This is a genomic window from Streptomyces tropicalis (genome assembly GCF_029269835.1).
Taxonomy (GTDB): domain Bacteria; phylum Actinomycetota; class Actinomycetes; order Streptomycetales; family Streptomycetaceae; genus Streptomyces; species Streptomyces tropicalis.
On the sequence record NZ_JARJBB010000007.1, the window covers coordinates 163697 to 178888 of the forward strand.

Sequence of the window (15192 nt, forward strand, 5' to 3'; positions counted from 1 at the left end):
GTAGATCGTTCGCTCCATAATAGATTTATGGAGCGAACGATTCAGAAGAAGCTGTCGGTCGGCGGGGACAGCTGGGTCACGGTCGATGTGTACGGCGAGCCGGATGCCCCGAGCGTCGTCGTCGTTCCGGGGGTGATGAGTGATGCGCATACGTGGCGCCGTGTTGCGGGCACCATCGACGCCTGGCCCTCAGTGGTAGTCGTAAACCGTCGGGGACGTGCTTCCTCGGGGCCGTTGACCAACTCGTACTCACTGCAGACAGAGGTTGAGGACCTCGGCGTGGTCCTTGACGAGTTCGACAGCACGAGGGCTCTCTTCGGCTGGAGCTACGGCGGCTTGATCACCTTGCTGGCCGCCAATGATCGCCCGATTCCCCAGGTGATCGCCTACGAGCCGGTGATGCAGCCATTCGGACGCCATGCACTGCCGGACCTGAAGATGGCAGAGGAGACTGCAGACTGGGATCGCTGCGTCGAGATCGTCAATCGGCAGATCTCCGGCTTCTCCGCTGCGCATGTCGAGGATCTTCGGGCCGATCATTACGGTTGGGCGATCTTGCGTCGCTTGAGTGGACCGCTGTACGCCGAACTCGGCGCGCTCAACGCGGCGCCGCCTCCGGATGTGATGGCGCGACAGGCAGATCAAGTCGACCTGATCATCGGCCAGTGCAACCGCGGAACAGCCCCCTACGGAACGTCGTTCGACCACGTGCAGCAGCACGTCGCTCACGCCGGAGTCCACGAACTCCCCGGCCAGGGCCACCTGGCCCACATTCAGGCGCCGGCAGAGCTTGGCCACCTGCTCAACAACCTCGCCGCCATCTGATGGGCACCCACGCCAACGCACCTCTCTCCATTGAGGGCCGCAGGCGACTCGTCGAGCGATGCATGTCACGTCCGATCGCCCACGTTGCTGCGGAGATGGGCATCTCCAGGGCATGCGCGTCCAAGTGGGTCAACCGGTACCGTCGTCATGGCGAGCTCGGCCTGCACGACCGGTCCTCCACACCCCACCGTCAACCCACAGCCACACCGGGCGAGGTAGTGGAGCGGATCGAGCAGATGCGCCGAAACCACAAGTGGTCCGCAGGACGTATCGCCTTCGAACTCAGCCAAACCGGGCACGCCGTGAGCCGTCGCACCGTCACCCGGCACCTCTCCCATCTCGGTCTGAGTAGACGACGATTCATCGACCCCGACGGCCACACCACGCGGAAACCACGCACAATCACCGCTCGCCGGCCGGGACACATGGTGCACATCGACGTGAAGAAGGTCGGACGGATACCTGACGGCGGCGGATGGCGAGCCCACGGCCGAGACAGCGACCACTCCCGGGCAGTCAGCCGGAACAAGAAGAAGACCGGCCGTGGAGGGTACGTGTACCTGCACTCCGCGACCGACGGGCACACCCGCCTCGCCTACACCGAGCCCTTGCCGGATGAGAAAGCCTCGACGGCGATCGCGTTCCTGCACCGAGCCAGGGCGTGGTTTGCCGTACACGGCATCACCCGCATCGAACGGCTCGTCACCGACAATGGTGCCTGCTACCGGGCCGACGCGTTCACCCGCGCCCTACTCGGCTCACGGCACCAACGGATCCGACCGTACACGCCCCGGCACAACGGGAAAGTGGAACGGTACAACCGGATTCTGGCAGAAGAGTTCCTGTACGCGCGCACCTGGACCTCCGAAACACAGCGAGCCCAGGCGCTGGCGGTTTGGAACATCCACTACAACTACCACCGGCCCCACACCGCCCTCGGCGGACAACCACCCGCAGCAACACTCGGGCAGACCGTCACCAATGTCCTGGCCTCATACACCTAGAGGTCTATGGAGCAGTCAGCGGTGTGCCGAGGGCACGCCTCAGCCTCCAACTGCCGAGCCAGAAAGAGGTTTCCGACGCCGTCGACCGATTCGCCGCCGGTGTCCTCATGCTTCCGCGGAGCCAGCGGTGGCGAGAGGCCGTGTCCACCGCCCTGCTCAGCACATGGCTGGAGCCTATGTCGCAGACGGTGGATTCTGCGCTCGGCCAGCTCAAGGCGGAGGCCCGCACCGTCCACCGGCAGCTGGTGCCCGTGTGGCGACGGCGAACCCGGCACGGGCGGGTCCTCTCCCTGGACGCAGACCTCAGCGACGGGCTGTCGCTGCACGACCTGCTCGCCGTCGACGTCGACTATCTGTCCTACACAGTAGGGGGCGTATTCGAGGACGAGCGTCTCAACGGCATCCTGCGTGCCCTGAGCGAGGACGAGCGCCAGGTGGTATTTGCCCTGGCCCTCGGCGAGGGCACCACGTGGGCGGAGGCCGCGGCCACGGTCGGCGCCACCGACGCGAAGGCCCTCGGCGACCGAGTCCGCCGCAAGACCAGGCGACTCGCCGCTGAACAGGCCCGCCGCGTCTCCCTGCGACACGAATCAGCCCGAACAGCAGCACCCCATTAACGCGCGGGACTCGCGCACTACGGAGGGGACTTGTGGGGCTAACCCAGTGCTCCGCCACTCTCCGAACCCCGCCGGGTCACCGCCCTGTCGCCCACGGGGCGGGATCCGTCCATACTTCACGCATGCCAGGCGCGCATGCCGACCCATGGGGCTGCCATGCCTACGCTCGTCCTGCTCGTCATCGTGCTGCTGGTACTGGTCGGCACCACCGTCTCCGGTGCCCTGGCCTACCTGTCGTACCGTCATCCGGCAGCGCGCGATCCCCTGCTCGTCGGCCTGACCTGCATGGCGGTTCTGGCCGCCGTCATCACTCCGATCGTCACCCGATGACCTGTCACCGATAGAGTCTGGGGATTGTCAGCGCCCTGCGCCACGATCCGCTCATGGTCACATCCAGGAACTGCCACCGTACCAACGGGCACAACTCCTCTGGCACCACGGGCACCCGGGGCCCGACTGCGTCAAGAAGCTGGTCCGCGACGCGGCGAACCAGCCCTGCCATCTGCCGCCCGCACCGCCCGGTCCACCGGGCACGACGCTGGCGGTGCCCGGCGACGACACGCCGATCGCCTTGGCCGCGCGCGGTTGACCGCTTCCATGGCGCGTCACCGGCTGTAGGCGTCGCCGAGGGGCTGGTGCATCAGGTACAGGTCGCGGTAGTCCAGGCCCAGCTTGTTCCGGGACGTCTCGAACGCGTGATTGGTGTTGTCCTGGGCGCGTCCTGGACCCCGGCTTGGTGGTGACGAGCCGCTGGACTTGATGGCTCGGCCGACGGCCTCTTCGTTGCTGTAGGCGGCGGTGTCCAGCAGGCGGTAGCCGGCGGCCAGGGCCTCGGAGACGGCGCCGCGTCCTCGGCGGGGATCTGGTGAACGCCGATGATCGGCATTTCGACGCCGTTGTGAGGGTGACGGTACGAAAGGCCTTCCGCTGGCGGGTGGGGGCGGGTGGTCAGGGGCGGATGAGGGCCTTGAGGACTTGACGGTCGGCCATGGCCCGGTAGGCGTCCGGCGTCCGGTCGAGAGGGAAGGTCTGGTCGAAGACGCGGCCGGGAGTGATGGTGCCGTCCAGGACGTCGGGCAGAAGTTCCGGGATGTAGGCGCGGGCTGGACTGGCGCCGCCGGTCAGGGTGATGTTGCGCATGAACTCGGCCGGCCCGATCGGCCCCAGTTCGTACTGGGGGACGCCGAGGCGGCTGATGGTGCCGCCGTCCAGGACCGCACCGAGGGCGGTGTCGAGGGCCTGGCGGGTGCCGACGGCCTCGATGGCCTTGTCCACGCCGCCGGTCAGGTCGCGGATGCGAGTGATGCCCTCCTCGCCGCGCTCGGCAACCACGTCGGTGGCGCCGAACTCGCGGCCCAGACTGGTGCGGGCTTCGTGGCGGCCGGCGAGGACGATCTGCTCGGCGCCGAACCTCTTGGCGGCGATCACCGCGCACAGGCCGACCGCGCCGTCCCCGACGACGAGCACCGCATCGCCGCGGCCCACCCCGGCGGTGACCGCGCCGTGATGGCCGGTGGTCATCACGTCCGACAGCGCAAGCAACGGCGGAAGCAGCGCGGAGTCGGGGGCCACTGGGAGTTTGACCAGGGTGCCGTCGGCGTACGGGACTCGGACCGCTTCGCCCTGTCCGCCATCGACGCCGTCGAAGCCGTACCGGCCGCCGTTGTGACACGAGATGTGCAGGCCCTTGGCGCAGTACTCGCAGGTGTTGTCGCTGTAGGTGAACGGGGCAACGACCAGGTCACCGGCTCTCAGGCCGGTGACGTCGGCGCCGGTCTCCTCGACGACGCCGAGAAACTCGTGGCCCATGGGGCGGCCGGTGGCTGCGGCCGGCATCGACTGGTAGGGCCACAGGTCGCTGCCGCACACGCAGGCGGCGACGACGCGGACCACAGCGTCGGCGGGGTTCACGATCTTCGGGTCGGGCCGGTCCTCGACGCGGACGTCGCCGGCTTCATACATCACTGCTGCACGCATGAAAGGTGTGACTCCAAACGAGGGACGAGGTGGCGCCACGCGTAGCGCGGGAGCCGGGGCGGGATCAGCGTTCGAGCATCTGCGCTTGGGCCGCGGTGTGGGTGTCGCCGGCGGCGGGCGGCAGGCTGCTGAGCTTGTCGAGTTGCTCGGCGGTCAGCGTGACTGTGTCGGCAGAGGTGTTCTCCTCGACTCGGCTGACGCGCTTGGTGCCGGGGATCGGGGCGATGTCGTCGCCCTGGGCGAGCAGCCAGGCGAGTGCGACCTGCGCCGGTGTGGCTCCGACCTCGGTGGCCAGGGCCTTGACCTCGTCGGCGAGCGCGAGGTTGCGCTGGAAGTTCTCGCCGGTGAAGCGCGGGTTGCTGCGGCGGAAGTCGTCTTCGTCGAACTGGGTGGTGGAGCGGATGGCGCCGGTGAGGAAGCCGCGCCCGAGCGGGGAGAACGGGACGAGGCCGATGTTCAGCTCCCGCAGGGCGGGCAGAACGCGCTCCTCGATGCCGCGGGTCCACAGGGAGTATTCGGACTGGACCGCGGTGACGGGCTGAACGGCATCGGCGCGGCGGATGGTGTCGGGGCCGGCCTCGGAGAGGCCGAAGGCGCGGACCTTGCCCTCGGCGATCAGCTCGCCCACGGCGCCGGCGGTCTCCTCGATCGGCGTGTTCGGGTCGACGCGGTGCTGGTAGTACAGGTCGATGCGGTCGGTGCCCAGCCGCTTCAGGGAGCCCTCGACGGCCGTGCGAATGTTGGCCGGGCTGGAGTCCAGGTTCCACGCACCGTCGCCGCCGTGGGAGACCAGGCCGAACTTGGTGGCCAGCACCACCTTGTCCCGGCGGCCCTTCAGCGCCCGTCCGAGCAGGTCCTCGTTGATGTAGGGGCCGTAGATCTCGGCGGTGTCGATGAGCGTGACGCCCAGCTCCAGTGCTCGGTGCACGGTCCTGATCGATTCCGCGTCATCGGTGCCCGAGCCGGTGTAGCCGTGGGACATGCCCATCGCGCCCAGCCCGATCCGGGAAACCTCCAGGTCACGCAGCTTGATGTACCGCATCTCGCCCTCTTCCGATCCATGGTGTGGCCCGGTCCCTCTTTTGCCCGGCCCAGCAGGTCGTGCCGGCTGGAGCCCGGGCGGCGGGACAGACCGGCGTCTTCCTCATTCACCTTCGCCCGGATCGCTCCGGCGTGGCAGGGCGGGCTCTTCGGGGGTAATGACAGGGCCACCCTCCCGGCCGCGGCGCGGGTACCCAGTGGGTGAGACTGGAGTCATGGCATCGACGAGCGCGCACAGCGAGGGCGCCGAGCTGGGCCGCTACCTGCGCGCCCGCCGCACCCAGACCAGCCCCGAGCATGTCGGCCTTACCGTCGGCGCCGGTCTCCGCCGCACCCCCGGTCTGCGCCGCGAGGAGCTGGCCACCCTCGCCGGCATCAGCATTGACTACTACGTGCGCCTGGAGCGCGGCAAGGAGACACGCCCCCGCCCCGCCGTCCTCGACTCGCTCGCCCGCGCCCTGCACATGGACGACCAGGAACACCAGCACCTTCGCGAGCTCGCCGCCCGCGCTGCCCGCTACGTGTCCGAACCACCGCCTGCGCCCAGCCGCACCGTGCGCCCCCACCTGAAGCTGCTGCTGGAATCGCTGCGCCCGAACCCCGCCTACGTGATCAGCCGCAGCATGGACCTACTCGCCTGGAACCCCGGCGGCCTGGCCCTGTACGCGGGACTGGACGACTGGCCGGCCAAGCACCGCAACCTCGCCCGCTACCTCTTCCTCCACCCGGCCGCGCGTGATCTGTTCCCGGACTGGGACCGCCAGGTCACCGGCTGCGTCGCCCGGCTGCGCGCCGTCGCCGGCACTGCCCCCGACGCGCCCGACCTCACCAACCTCGTCGGCGAACTCCTCCTCAAGAGCCCGGACTTCGCGGGCCTGTGGGAGCGCTACGAAGTCACCCGCCGCAAGCCTGCCCAGAAGGTCTTCCAGCACCCGCAGGTCGGAACGCTCACCCTTACCTCGCAATCACTGCACGTCGAAGGAACTCCCGGTCAACGCATCGGCGTCTACACCGCCGAACCCGGCAGCCCCAACCACGACGCCCTGCTCCTGCTCGACATGACCGCGCCCAGGCTCACCGAACGTTCCGCGGCCACCCAGTCCACTGGTGAGGAGTCGTAACCCACTACGGGCGATGCGGCCTGCGTCGGCTGCCCACACGGCCCCACGCGGGAAGATCCACGCTCGAGGACGGCGCGGAAATGCCACGTTCGTGAGAGCGACTGTGCCATCGACGTGAGCCCGCGGAGGAACTGCTTGTGAGCGAGCGGCATGTGGCAGACCGTGATGTCCAATCCCATCTCGGCGGCCAAGGCGGCGAGTTCGGTCTTCCAGGTGCGGGTGCGGTAGCCGTTGGACCCGCCTGCGTCCGCAGTGATCAGCAAACGGGTGGCAACCGGGCAGTCGTGCCGGCCCCGGGCCTGCCACCAGCGGCGGATGGAGGCGACGGCGAACGCGGCGGTGTCGTGATCGGTGCCGACACTGACCCAACCGGTGTTCGCGGCGATGCCATAGATGCCGTAAGGGATCGCTTTGCCCGATCCCTGCCGGTCCAGGAAATCATGCGTCTTGACCATCACCGACTCCTGGCCAGGCCGCCACTGGTGGCCCGCGTTCTTGTAGTCGCCGACGAGTTCCTTCTTCTTCGTGTCCACGCTGATCACCGGCTGGCCGGCGCCCATGTGCTGTCTGGCTCGCTCGTTGATGTAACGGAACTGGGCGTCACGGTCTGGGTGCTGCTTGCCCTCAAGGGTCATTGCGCCGGCCTGCAGGCTGAAGCCCTCCTCACGCAGCAGGTCCCCGACCGTGTCCGCACTCACCGTGTGCCCCTGACGGGTGAGCTCGACTGCGAGGTTCCTGGTCGACTTCACCGTCCAACGCAGCGGCGACATCGGAGCACCCCGCTCGTCAGGTTCCACCAGTGCCAGCAGCACGGGCCGCAAACCCGGATCGAGATCCGCGGCCTTCTTCCGACCACCACCGGGCCTGCGTACCCGGTCCGAAGGCTCCTGCCCGGCGTCCAACTAGTCCCCGCCCTTGCGGACCGTCGTCTCGCTGACCTGGGCCGCCCGCGCGACCGCCCGGATACCACCGTGTCCCAGGATCCGGGCCTCGGCCCCCATCATCAGCCGCCGCTGTCGCTCATCCAGATGTGAGAACAACACCCCCAATCTGACGGTGAGTTGACCACAAACTTCGTCGGAGACGCTCATACCACAACGACGAGCCGCATCAGGGGAAGCAACACCTTGATTCTCTGCGAGCCCTTAGGGTTGCTCGTGATCGCTGATTCGGGGGGTATGGATGGGGCGGGGACGGCTGTTGCGTTGGACTGCCTGTGCTGGGCTGATGGGTGTTCTTGTCGCGGGGACGGGATGCACGGACCGGCCTGATGGGGCGGAAGAGCCGGGCATGTCGGGCCATGCCCGGTCCTATCTGTCGAAGGTGTTGGACCTCATGGAGAAGAATGCTCTCGTTCGCCATCAGGTCAAATGGGCAGGGGTACGCCGCCAGGCGTTCTCAGCCCGCCGAGAAAACCCGTTGCGAGTGACCCGCACCGGATGTCTGATTGGTCGGCCACCGACCAGGGAGGGAACATGAGGGCGTCGCTGCCTACCCCCTCGTTGCACACCGCTCGCCTTCGACTGCGTGCCTTCGAAGACGCGGATGCGAACAACCTCTTCGCACTGCACAGCAGCGCCCACATCCTGCGTTACTGGGACTCACCACCGTGGACCGAACGCTCGCGCGCCGAGAAGTTCATCACCGCTTGCCGGCAGATGGAACAGGAAGGCACCGGGGCACGGTTGGTCGTGGATCGTGTCTCCGACGGGGCGTTCATCGGCTGGTGCACCCTGAACAGGTGGAATCCGGAGTACCACAGCGCGTCGCTCGGCTACTGCTACGACGATGCAGCGTGGGGCCACGGCTACGCGACCGAGGCCGCGCGTGCTCTGCTGCGGTGGGCGTTCGACACGCTGGACCTAAATCGCGTCCAAGCCGAGGCCGATACGCGCAATGTGGCTTCTGCCCGCGTGCTGGAGAAGCTCGGCTTCGTGCGGGAAGGGACGTTGCGGGAGGACTGCGTCGTCAACGGCGACGTCTCCGACTCGTGGGTCTACGGGCTGCTCAGGCGGGAGTGGCAGCCGTCGTCCGAGCCGGTTCCCACCCACTGAGTTCCGTCGCTCGGCACCCGGTATCGGCTAACCCCACCAACTGATCACTGCGCCTCATCCACACACAACGGCGAGCCGGACAAGGGCTTACATACCGTCCTCTCAGAGCCTGTATACAAACCCCAGGCTGCCCAGATCAGTCCGCTACGGGCAGGCACTCGACGAGCAGGTCGACGACGTCCCGCCAAGCTCGCTGAGCGTGCTGAGGGTGATAACCAACCCCGGGAAGCACGATGTGGTCGACCGGTGGGTGATGGAAGGCGTGCAAGGCGCCGCCGTAGACCACGAGGCGCCAGTCGACGCCCGCAGCCTGCATCTCGGCGATGAATGCGTCCCGTTGCGCGGGCGGCATGATCGGGTCTTCCGACCCGACCCCGGCCCACACCGGGCAGTGAATGCGCGCCGTCTCGCTTGGTCGGCCCGTAGTCAGTCCGTTGACTGTCGCGATCGCGCGCAGGTCGACGCCGTCGCGCCCGAGTTCCAGCGCGATTGCGCCCCCGGTGCCGTAGCCGACGGCGGCGATCCGGTCCGGGTCGGTCCGCGGCTCGGCGCGGAGCACGTCGAGCGCCGCGTGGCCGATTCCTCGCATCCGGTCGGGGTCGGCGAGCAGCGGCATGCAACGGGCCAACATCTCCTCAGGGTCACCCATATAACGCCCGCCGTGGAGGTCGAAGGCCAGCGCCACGTATCCCAGCTCGGCGAGCGCATCGGCCCGGCGGCGCTCGACGTCGCTGAGCCCCACCCCCTCGGGCCCGACCAAGACCACGGGCCGGCGATCGACACCGGCCGGGAGCGCGAGATGCCCGAACATCGTCAGGCCGTCGGCCGCGTATTCGATCGTGCGCGTCGTAACCGTCGTCATGAGCCTGGACTGTAGCGATCGTCGAGCCCGGTCGGGCCGGTGTTCTGCCGCTGGCAGAAGGCAGGTCTCTGGCACATTCCGGAACCACCCCGTCAGCGGTTCAGCTCAGAGCCTGCGAACAAGCCGCCCTCCGCCCGAAGGGCGGGCGCACCGGACGCCGCTGCACGCACACGGGTTTTGTTCACAAAGATCACCGCCAAGGGCGGGGCGACGGAGCGGATCCACTGACAGTCCGGCACCGCCCAGCTGCTGGCCAACCTGCTCGCCGCACCCGAGGACAATGAGCGTCTGGACGGCTGAACCCTGCGCTGACTGCGGCACGCCGCGCTTACGCACGACGCAGCGAACGGCACTTCGACCCCGATGTCCTGGCCGGCTTCGCCGACTCTCGTTCCCGGCTACACCGGCTTTCGGGCCAGGAGGTACGCCTGCTGACCTTGCCGGGGCTTCTCCTGCTCATTCGGCTCACGGATCAGCCGGGCGTCTACCGTCAGTCCGGTCTGACTCAGCAGCTCGGCGATGCGGTCGGGAGAGACCCAGTAGACGTCGAGGGACAGCTCATGCCCATATGCATTCTCCAGGTGTCGGAGCCTGTCACCGGCCTTGAAGGCGATCAGCAGATGGCCGCCTGGAGCCAGCACGCGGTGGAACTCTGCGAACACGACCGGCAGCAGCTCCGGAGGGGTGTGCACGATTGAGTACCAAGCGATGACGCCGCCAACGCTGCCGTCAGCCAGGTCCAGATCGGTCATCGACCCTTCGTCGAATCGCAGGTCCGGATGTCTGCGCCGGGCAACCGCAACCGTCTCGGGAGACAGGTCGATGCCGAACGCGGTCACCCCGAGGGACTGAAGGTGTGCTGTCACGTGACCGGGCCCGCAGCCGAGGTCAGCGACGGGCCCAGCGTCGAGGGCCCGCGTGAGTTCGGCGAACGTGCTTATCATCGCGCGACCGTACAGGTCGCCCCCGAATGCAGGGGGCACGAGCTTGGCGTAGTTTTCGGCAACGGTGTCGTAGGCCACCCGGGTGGTATGCAGGTAGGTCAGTTCGGTCACAGCTGGAGACACTAGTGGCCGCCTGCCCTGATTGGTTGTCCTGACCAAACGTCGGCTCGCTCCACTTCGTGGCACTGCGATGAAGACGGCGGCAGCGTGTCAGTCAGGGATTACGCAGGCGGGCCTTGATGCCGAGATGTGACGGTTCAGACCCGCAGTCGCTCCGCGAACGCCGCAGGACGCGGCTCCTTTGGAAGGACCACCGCACCCTTTTCCACCTGCGACTTCGCAATGAGCCGATCGTGCCGGGCTTATGGGGGCGTGATCCGCCCTGCTGCTCCTCCAACGTGATCTCTGCGCCATGACTCCGGCCACCTGCGAGGGCACCTCGGCAGGCGGTGAAGACTCAAGTGATCAAACTGGCGAACTCCCAGGTCACGGCGTCCGTGTGGAGGAGCCGCACCGAACCTGACAAGGAGGGCGGCCTACCACTTCAGCGACCGGCCGGCGGCTGGATGTAGTCCTCCAGCCGCGCCACGGCGAATCCCTGCTCCTGGATGTGCTTGAGCAGGTTCGCGAACATCTCCGTCATGGTGGTGCCTTTGAGTTCCTTTGGCCCGCGGAAGTGGGCGAGGATGATGTCGCCAGGGCGCAGCTTCCGGTCAGGTGCCTGGTACTGGAGGTTGCGGATCTCCATGGACTCCCGCCACCAGACGATCGCGTGGGGCCCGCACTCCCCCACCGCGATCTTGGTGTTGGCGTTGTACGCGCCATAGGGCGGACGAAACAGCAGCGGGGCGGTGCCGTACTCCTTGGTGAGGACCTTCTGGTCGCCACACACCTCCTCCTTCTGGCGGGCCAGAGGGATGGTGTTCATCGGGGGGTGGCTCAGAGTGTGGTTCTGGATATGGTTACCCATCGCCTGCAGCGCCTTGAAGTACCCGTAGTCCGACTTGATGGCGTTGTTCATCAGGAACATGGTGATCGGGATCTTCAGGTCCCGCATCATCCGGACGAACCTGGGGTCTTTCTCCAGTCCGTCGTCGACGGTGATGAAGACGACTTTCTGCGAGGTCGGTATGTGCGTGAAGACCGGGACCGGACCGGTGGTGGAGAGCTTGACGGGCTTGTCGGCCGGAGATTCAGGGGCCGGGCGCAGCGGCCTCAGGCTCCACCTGCGCCAGGCGGCAGCGTCGGCCGAGAGGCGCGAAACGCTTCGAGGAGCGCTGCCGGTGGAGGCGGCCTGGCTCGGCGAGGTTGCGGCCGGGCCGGATTCACTGCGATCGCTCGCCTGGCAGCCACCAACGGCCAGGGCCGCTATGACCGCACCGGCCAGTGGTATGTAGAACCCGCCACGCCCGTCGCGTCGCTTCACCGTACTGGTCTCCTCTGGCTGCCATGCCGTTCTTGACTCTGCTGGGAAACGTATCTCGCAAGCGCGAAGGCGCGTTCGATGCTGGGTAAGGATCGGGTGCGGCTCTTTCGGAGGGGTCAACGCCGCCACCAAGGCCACCGCTCGCTGACCAAATCATGTCGGTTCAGGAACGCAAGGGGCGTGAACGGGCGGTCCGCGAGCGCCTCATCGTGGCGACGGCCGGCGAACTCGCCGATCAGCAGGGCTGGGACGCGGTCACCACCCGCCAGCTCGCCGAGCGCACCGAATGCAGCCAGCCCGTCCTCTACAGTCACTTCCGTGGCAAGCGCGAGATCATCGGCGCCGTCGCCCTCGAGGGGCCCCACCCCGGAGCCGCTGAAGGACGCCTTACGACTCCTGACAAAAGACGGCTTGTGGATCTCCGGGGATGACGGCGTGTCAGTTTTCGTTGATACTGACCGAAGGGTGTGCGAGCCAGTCGAGACCAGGAAGACCGCTGCCAGGCCCTGGGAGATCGAAGGAGTTGTGGGCGCGCATCGAGCCGCTGCTGCCGGTCGTCCCGCGCAATCCGCGGCGTCCAGGTCGTAAGCGTCTGGATAGTCGCAAGGTGCTGTGCGGGATCCTTCTAGTGCTGCACACCGGGATCCGCTGGGAGTTTCTGCCCCAGGAGCTGGGCTTCGGCTCGCGGATGACCTGCTGGCGACGGCTGCGGGACTGGAACGAGGCCGGGGTCTGGCAGCGTCTGCACGACCTGCTGCTCGAGCTGCGAGCCGCAGACCTGCTGGACTTCTCCCGTGCAGCGGTCGACTCCAGCCACATCCGCGCGATGAAGGGCGGGCCGGCCACCGGTCCGTCCCCGGTGGACCGGAGCAAGACCGGCAGCAAGCACCACCTGATCGTCGAGACACACGGCATCCCGCTCGCGACGATCACCACCGGCGGCAACCGCAACGACAACACCCAACTGATCCCGCTGATCCAGGCCGTCCCGCCGATCCGCGGCAAGCGCGGCCAGCCACCGCGCCGCCCCAAGCACCTCTACGCCGACCGCGGCCATGACCACGAGGACTACCGGGACAAGGTTCGCCGCTTCCAGATCACCCCGCACATCGCCCGGCGCGGCACCGGGCACGGCTCCGGCCTGGGCGTCTACCGCTGGGTCGTGGAAGGAGCGATCGCGCTGCTGCACTGGTCCCGTCGCCTGCGTACCCGCTGGGAGATCCGCGACGACATCCACCACGCGTTCGTCACCCTCGGCTGCGCCGTCATCTGCCGGCGACGACTGCGCACCGCACTTTGCCGGGAGTGAGGGCAGGCGATGTGCTTGAGGAGATGGCCCGCGCGATGCGTCAGAACGCGCACTCGTAGCCGCCGAGCCCGCGCAGCCTCACAGCCTCACAGCCGGGATTTCAGCACGTCGACCTCACATCGTCCGCAGGGCCCGCTCGGACGCCGCGTCGCGGCCCGGTTTGCACTCGATGCATGCCGGCTCGGTGTTGCGCGTCAGCGGTGGTCGACGTAGGCGACGAATCCGCCTGCTGTCAGACCCACCGCGCATCCGCGGCGGAAGGCCTCGTAGCGCATGCTCGCGGTGTGCTGCGCCTCGGTCATCGCATACGGTGCACGGATCCCCAGTTCCACGCCGCACAGGCACACGACGTAGCCGTGACGCAGGGCGGCGGCCGCCCACTCGGGGTCGTGCGCGACCCAGGTCCGGGAGTAGATCTCACCGTCGGGCGTCCGCAGTTCCAGCCGGGAGTAGGTGTACCCAAGGCACCGATCCAGTTTTGGCTGTTCATCGGGTATCTCGTGAAGCTCCCATCCAGGGATCAAGCGCAGGTCGGAGAACTCGGGCGACAAGCGCCTCATGCCGAACAGGATGGCGCCTTCGGTCTGCGGTTCCTCGGGCATGTCGTCGCGCGAGGCTCCCCTCGGCATGACGAACCCGAAGTCGCCCACGCCCACGGCGCGACGGAACTCGAAGAGAGCAGTGGGCATGTGACGTGTCTGCATGTGATCGAGGGTGACCGTGCCCTCCGCGGTGTCCAGAACCATCAGCACGCGCTCGAGCCGCAGCGCGGGGTCGTCGCTGAACAGGATCCGCCCGTGGTCGTTGACCTGTTCGAACTGATGCCAGCTCATCTCCTGCAGCCCTCCGGTTGGTTGCCGCCGTTCCGTGTCCGCGAGGCAGACGATGGGATGTTGAATCATCCTATTGAAGGATTGTTCAACAATCCATACATTGGAACGCGTGCACCACCAGGCCGGCGGTTTCGTCGAAAGCAGGGGTGAGGGTGAGCGCGGACGAAGCAGGCAAAGGGCGGACAGGCGTGGGCCGGCGGGTGCTGGTAGGCGCCGCAAGCACCGGCGCGGCGTTGGCGCTGTGGACGGTCGTCCGTCTGATCGTGCGCATGGCCTTCGTCGCGCACGCCCTGTGGATCGACGAGCTGTGCGCGCTGGCGCTCCTCCTCGCCTGCGTGTTCCTGTGCACGTGCTGGTACTTGGACATCCGGTGGCTGCTGTGTGCGGTGTGCCTCCTCGGGGTGCTGTTCCTGCAGAACAAGGAGCTGGCTCAGCAGGTACTGCACCAGCACGGGCGTACCGAACACGTCAGGGTCCGACAGATTCAGTGGTCCGCCGGCGACGGCATGGGTGACAGCGCCCACCTCTACATGGTCACCGTCCTCGACGGCCCACCGCTGGCTCCGATCGAGGAGAAGGGGCTCACGGGCTGGAAGTGGGTGGTAGGCGGCACTTACACGGTGACCGTCGATCCGCAGGGCCGTGCCCCGCTCAGGCGGGGGGACAAGCCCGGGCCCCCGGTGATCCAGCAGTTCCTGCAGATCCCGCTCGGCCTCGGCCTGGCCTTCGCCCTGTGGCGGCCCACAGACCTAATCCTGCGCCGACAACGCCTCCCATCAGCCGGACCCGCCCAGCCATAGGGGGCTGTGATTGAGCAGCGCCAGGACGGCAACGATCTCACCGGCGGTGCCCTGCGGCGTCAGACAGGCCGCGATGTCGGCCCCTCGGTCGCCTGCCCCGCCCATTCCTCACCGAAGATAGGGGCGCCCGGTCCATAGGCCGAATGGCCGTCACGTCCACACCTCACATTAGATCGGCTGTTCGTATGCCGACCACCTCGCCACGGCGAGGCCGACGGACTCATGGTCCCGACGCCCTGAGCCCCAGGACAAACTCTCCGCTTCTTTGCGGGACGCGCCGTCTCGGTCACCACACGTCACCAGCCCCGGAGCAGAAGAACGGCACCCCTGCTCGCCGACAACGTGATCAACGTCTTGGCAACAGCTGGAGCGCCCACCT

The 15192-nt window shown here is 67.5% G+C and carries 14 protein-coding genes and 3 pseudogenes; 9 read left to right on the top strand and 8 right to left on the bottom strand.

Features of this window, described 5'->3' with window-relative positions:
* Positions 1-27: 27 nt before the first annotated feature.
* The 4 genes from P3H78_RS16250 to P3H78_RS16265 all read left to right on the top strand — a co-directional run bounded on the left by P3H78_RS16250 (position 28) and on the right by P3H78_RS16265 (position 2776).
* Positions 28-825, top strand: coding sequence for an alpha/beta fold hydrolase (locus P3H78_RS16250; protein ID WP_276109699.1), 798 nt, complete (start codon positions 28-30; stop codon positions 823-825).
* Positions 825-1829, top strand: a complete 1005-nt coding sequence (locus tag P3H78_RS16255) for an IS481 family transposase (RefSeq protein WP_276109700.1) — start codon at positions 825-827, stop codon at positions 1827-1829. Before P3H78_RS16250 ends, P3H78_RS16255 begins: the two co-directional genes overlap by 1 nt.
* A 188-nt stretch (positions 1830-2017) precedes the next feature.
* Complete coding sequence (locus P3H78_RS16260; protein ID WP_276109701.1) at positions 2018-2446, top strand: hypothetical protein; 429 nt, start codon at positions 2018-2020, stop codon at positions 2444-2446.
* Between the two features lie 156 nt (positions 2447-2602).
* Complete coding sequence (locus tag P3H78_RS16265) at positions 2603-2776, top strand: hypothetical protein (protein ID WP_276109702.1); 174 nt, start codon at positions 2603-2605, stop codon at positions 2774-2776.
* Between the two features lie 278 nt (positions 2777-3054).
* Here P3H78_RS16265 and P3H78_RS16270 read toward each other — a convergent pair.
* The 3 genes and pseudogenes from P3H78_RS16270 to P3H78_RS16280 all read right to left on the bottom strand — a co-directional run.
* Positions 3055-3332: pseudogene (locus tag P3H78_RS16270) on the bottom strand (aldo/keto reductase); the annotation flags it as partial.
* A gap of 62 nt (positions 3333-3394) precedes the next feature.
* The gene (locus tag P3H78_RS16275; RefSeq protein ID WP_276109703.1) at positions 3395-4423 is read right to left on the bottom strand and encodes a zinc-binding dehydrogenase; all 1029 of its coding nucleotides are present in this window, start codon (positions 4421-4423) and stop codon (positions 3395-3397) included.
* Positions 4424-4487: 64 nt separating this feature from the next.
* A complete protein-coding gene (locus tag P3H78_RS16280) occupies positions 4488-5465 on the bottom strand; it encodes an aldo/keto reductase (RefSeq protein WP_276109704.1) in 978 nt (325 codons plus the stop codon).
* Between the two features lie 214 nt (positions 5466-5679).
* On the opposite strand from P3H78_RS16280, the gene P3H78_RS16285 reads away from it, so the two are divergent.
* Positions 5680-6585, top strand: coding sequence for a helix-turn-helix transcriptional regulator (locus P3H78_RS16285; RefSeq protein WP_276109705.1), 906 nt, complete (start codon positions 5680-5682; stop codon positions 6583-6585).
* Positions 6586-6730: 145 nt separating this feature from the next.
* Here the strand turns inward: P3H78_RS16285 and P3H78_RS16290 are convergent.
* Positions 6731-7676 (bottom strand): annotated as a pseudogene (locus tag P3H78_RS16290) (ISAzo13 family transposase); the annotation flags it as partial.
* 384 nt (positions 7677-8060) lie between these two features.
* Between P3H78_RS16290 and P3H78_RS16295 the strand changes: the two are divergent.
* Complete coding sequence (locus tag P3H78_RS16295; protein WP_276109706.1) at positions 8061-8639, top strand: GNAT family N-acetyltransferase; 579 nt, start codon at positions 8061-8063, stop codon at positions 8637-8639.
* Positions 8640-8775: 136 nt separating this feature from the next.
* Here P3H78_RS16295 and P3H78_RS16300 read toward each other — a convergent pair whose 3' ends face one another.
* The 3 genes from P3H78_RS16300 to P3H78_RS16310 form a co-directional block, all read right to left on the bottom strand.
* On the bottom strand, positions 8776-9501 hold the full coding sequence (locus P3H78_RS16300; protein ID WP_276109707.1) for a dienelactone hydrolase family protein: 726 nt from the start codon (positions 9499-9501) through the stop codon (positions 8776-8778).
* A 398-nt stretch (positions 9502-9899) separates the two neighbouring features.
* Positions 9900-10556, bottom strand: coding sequence for a class I SAM-dependent methyltransferase (locus P3H78_RS16305; RefSeq protein WP_276109709.1), 657 nt, complete (start codon positions 10554-10556; stop codon positions 9900-9902).
* A gap of 433 nt (positions 10557-10989) precedes the next feature.
* On the bottom strand, positions 10990-11871 hold the full coding sequence (locus P3H78_RS16310; protein WP_276109710.1) for a polysaccharide deacetylase family protein: 882 nt from the start codon (positions 11869-11871) through the stop codon (positions 10990-10992).
* A gap of 155 nt (positions 11872-12026) precedes the next feature.
* On the opposite strand from P3H78_RS16310, the pseudogene P3H78_RS16315 reads away from it, so the two are divergent.
* Positions 12027-12266, top strand: a pseudogene (locus P3H78_RS16315) (helix-turn-helix domain-containing protein); the annotation flags it as partial.
* 101 nt (positions 12267-12367) lie between these two features.
* On the top strand, positions 12368-13180 hold the full coding sequence (locus tag P3H78_RS16320) for an IS5 family transposase (protein ID WP_438827981.1): 813 nt from the start codon (positions 12368-12370) through the stop codon (positions 13178-13180).
* Positions 13181-13374: 194 nt separating this feature from the next.
* Here P3H78_RS16320 and P3H78_RS16325 read toward each other — a convergent pair whose 3' ends face one another.
* Positions 13375-14082, bottom strand: coding sequence for a hypothetical protein (locus P3H78_RS16325; protein ID WP_276109711.1), 708 nt, complete (start codon positions 14080-14082; stop codon positions 13375-13377).
* 131 nt (positions 14083-14213) lie between these two features.
* On the opposite strand from P3H78_RS16325, the gene P3H78_RS16330 reads away from it, so the two are divergent.
* Positions 14214-14813 (top strand): hypothetical protein, encoded by a 600-nt coding sequence (locus P3H78_RS16330; RefSeq protein WP_276109712.1) that lies wholly within the window; start codon positions 14214-14216, stop codon positions 14811-14813.
* Positions 14814-15192 lie beyond the last annotated feature (379 nt).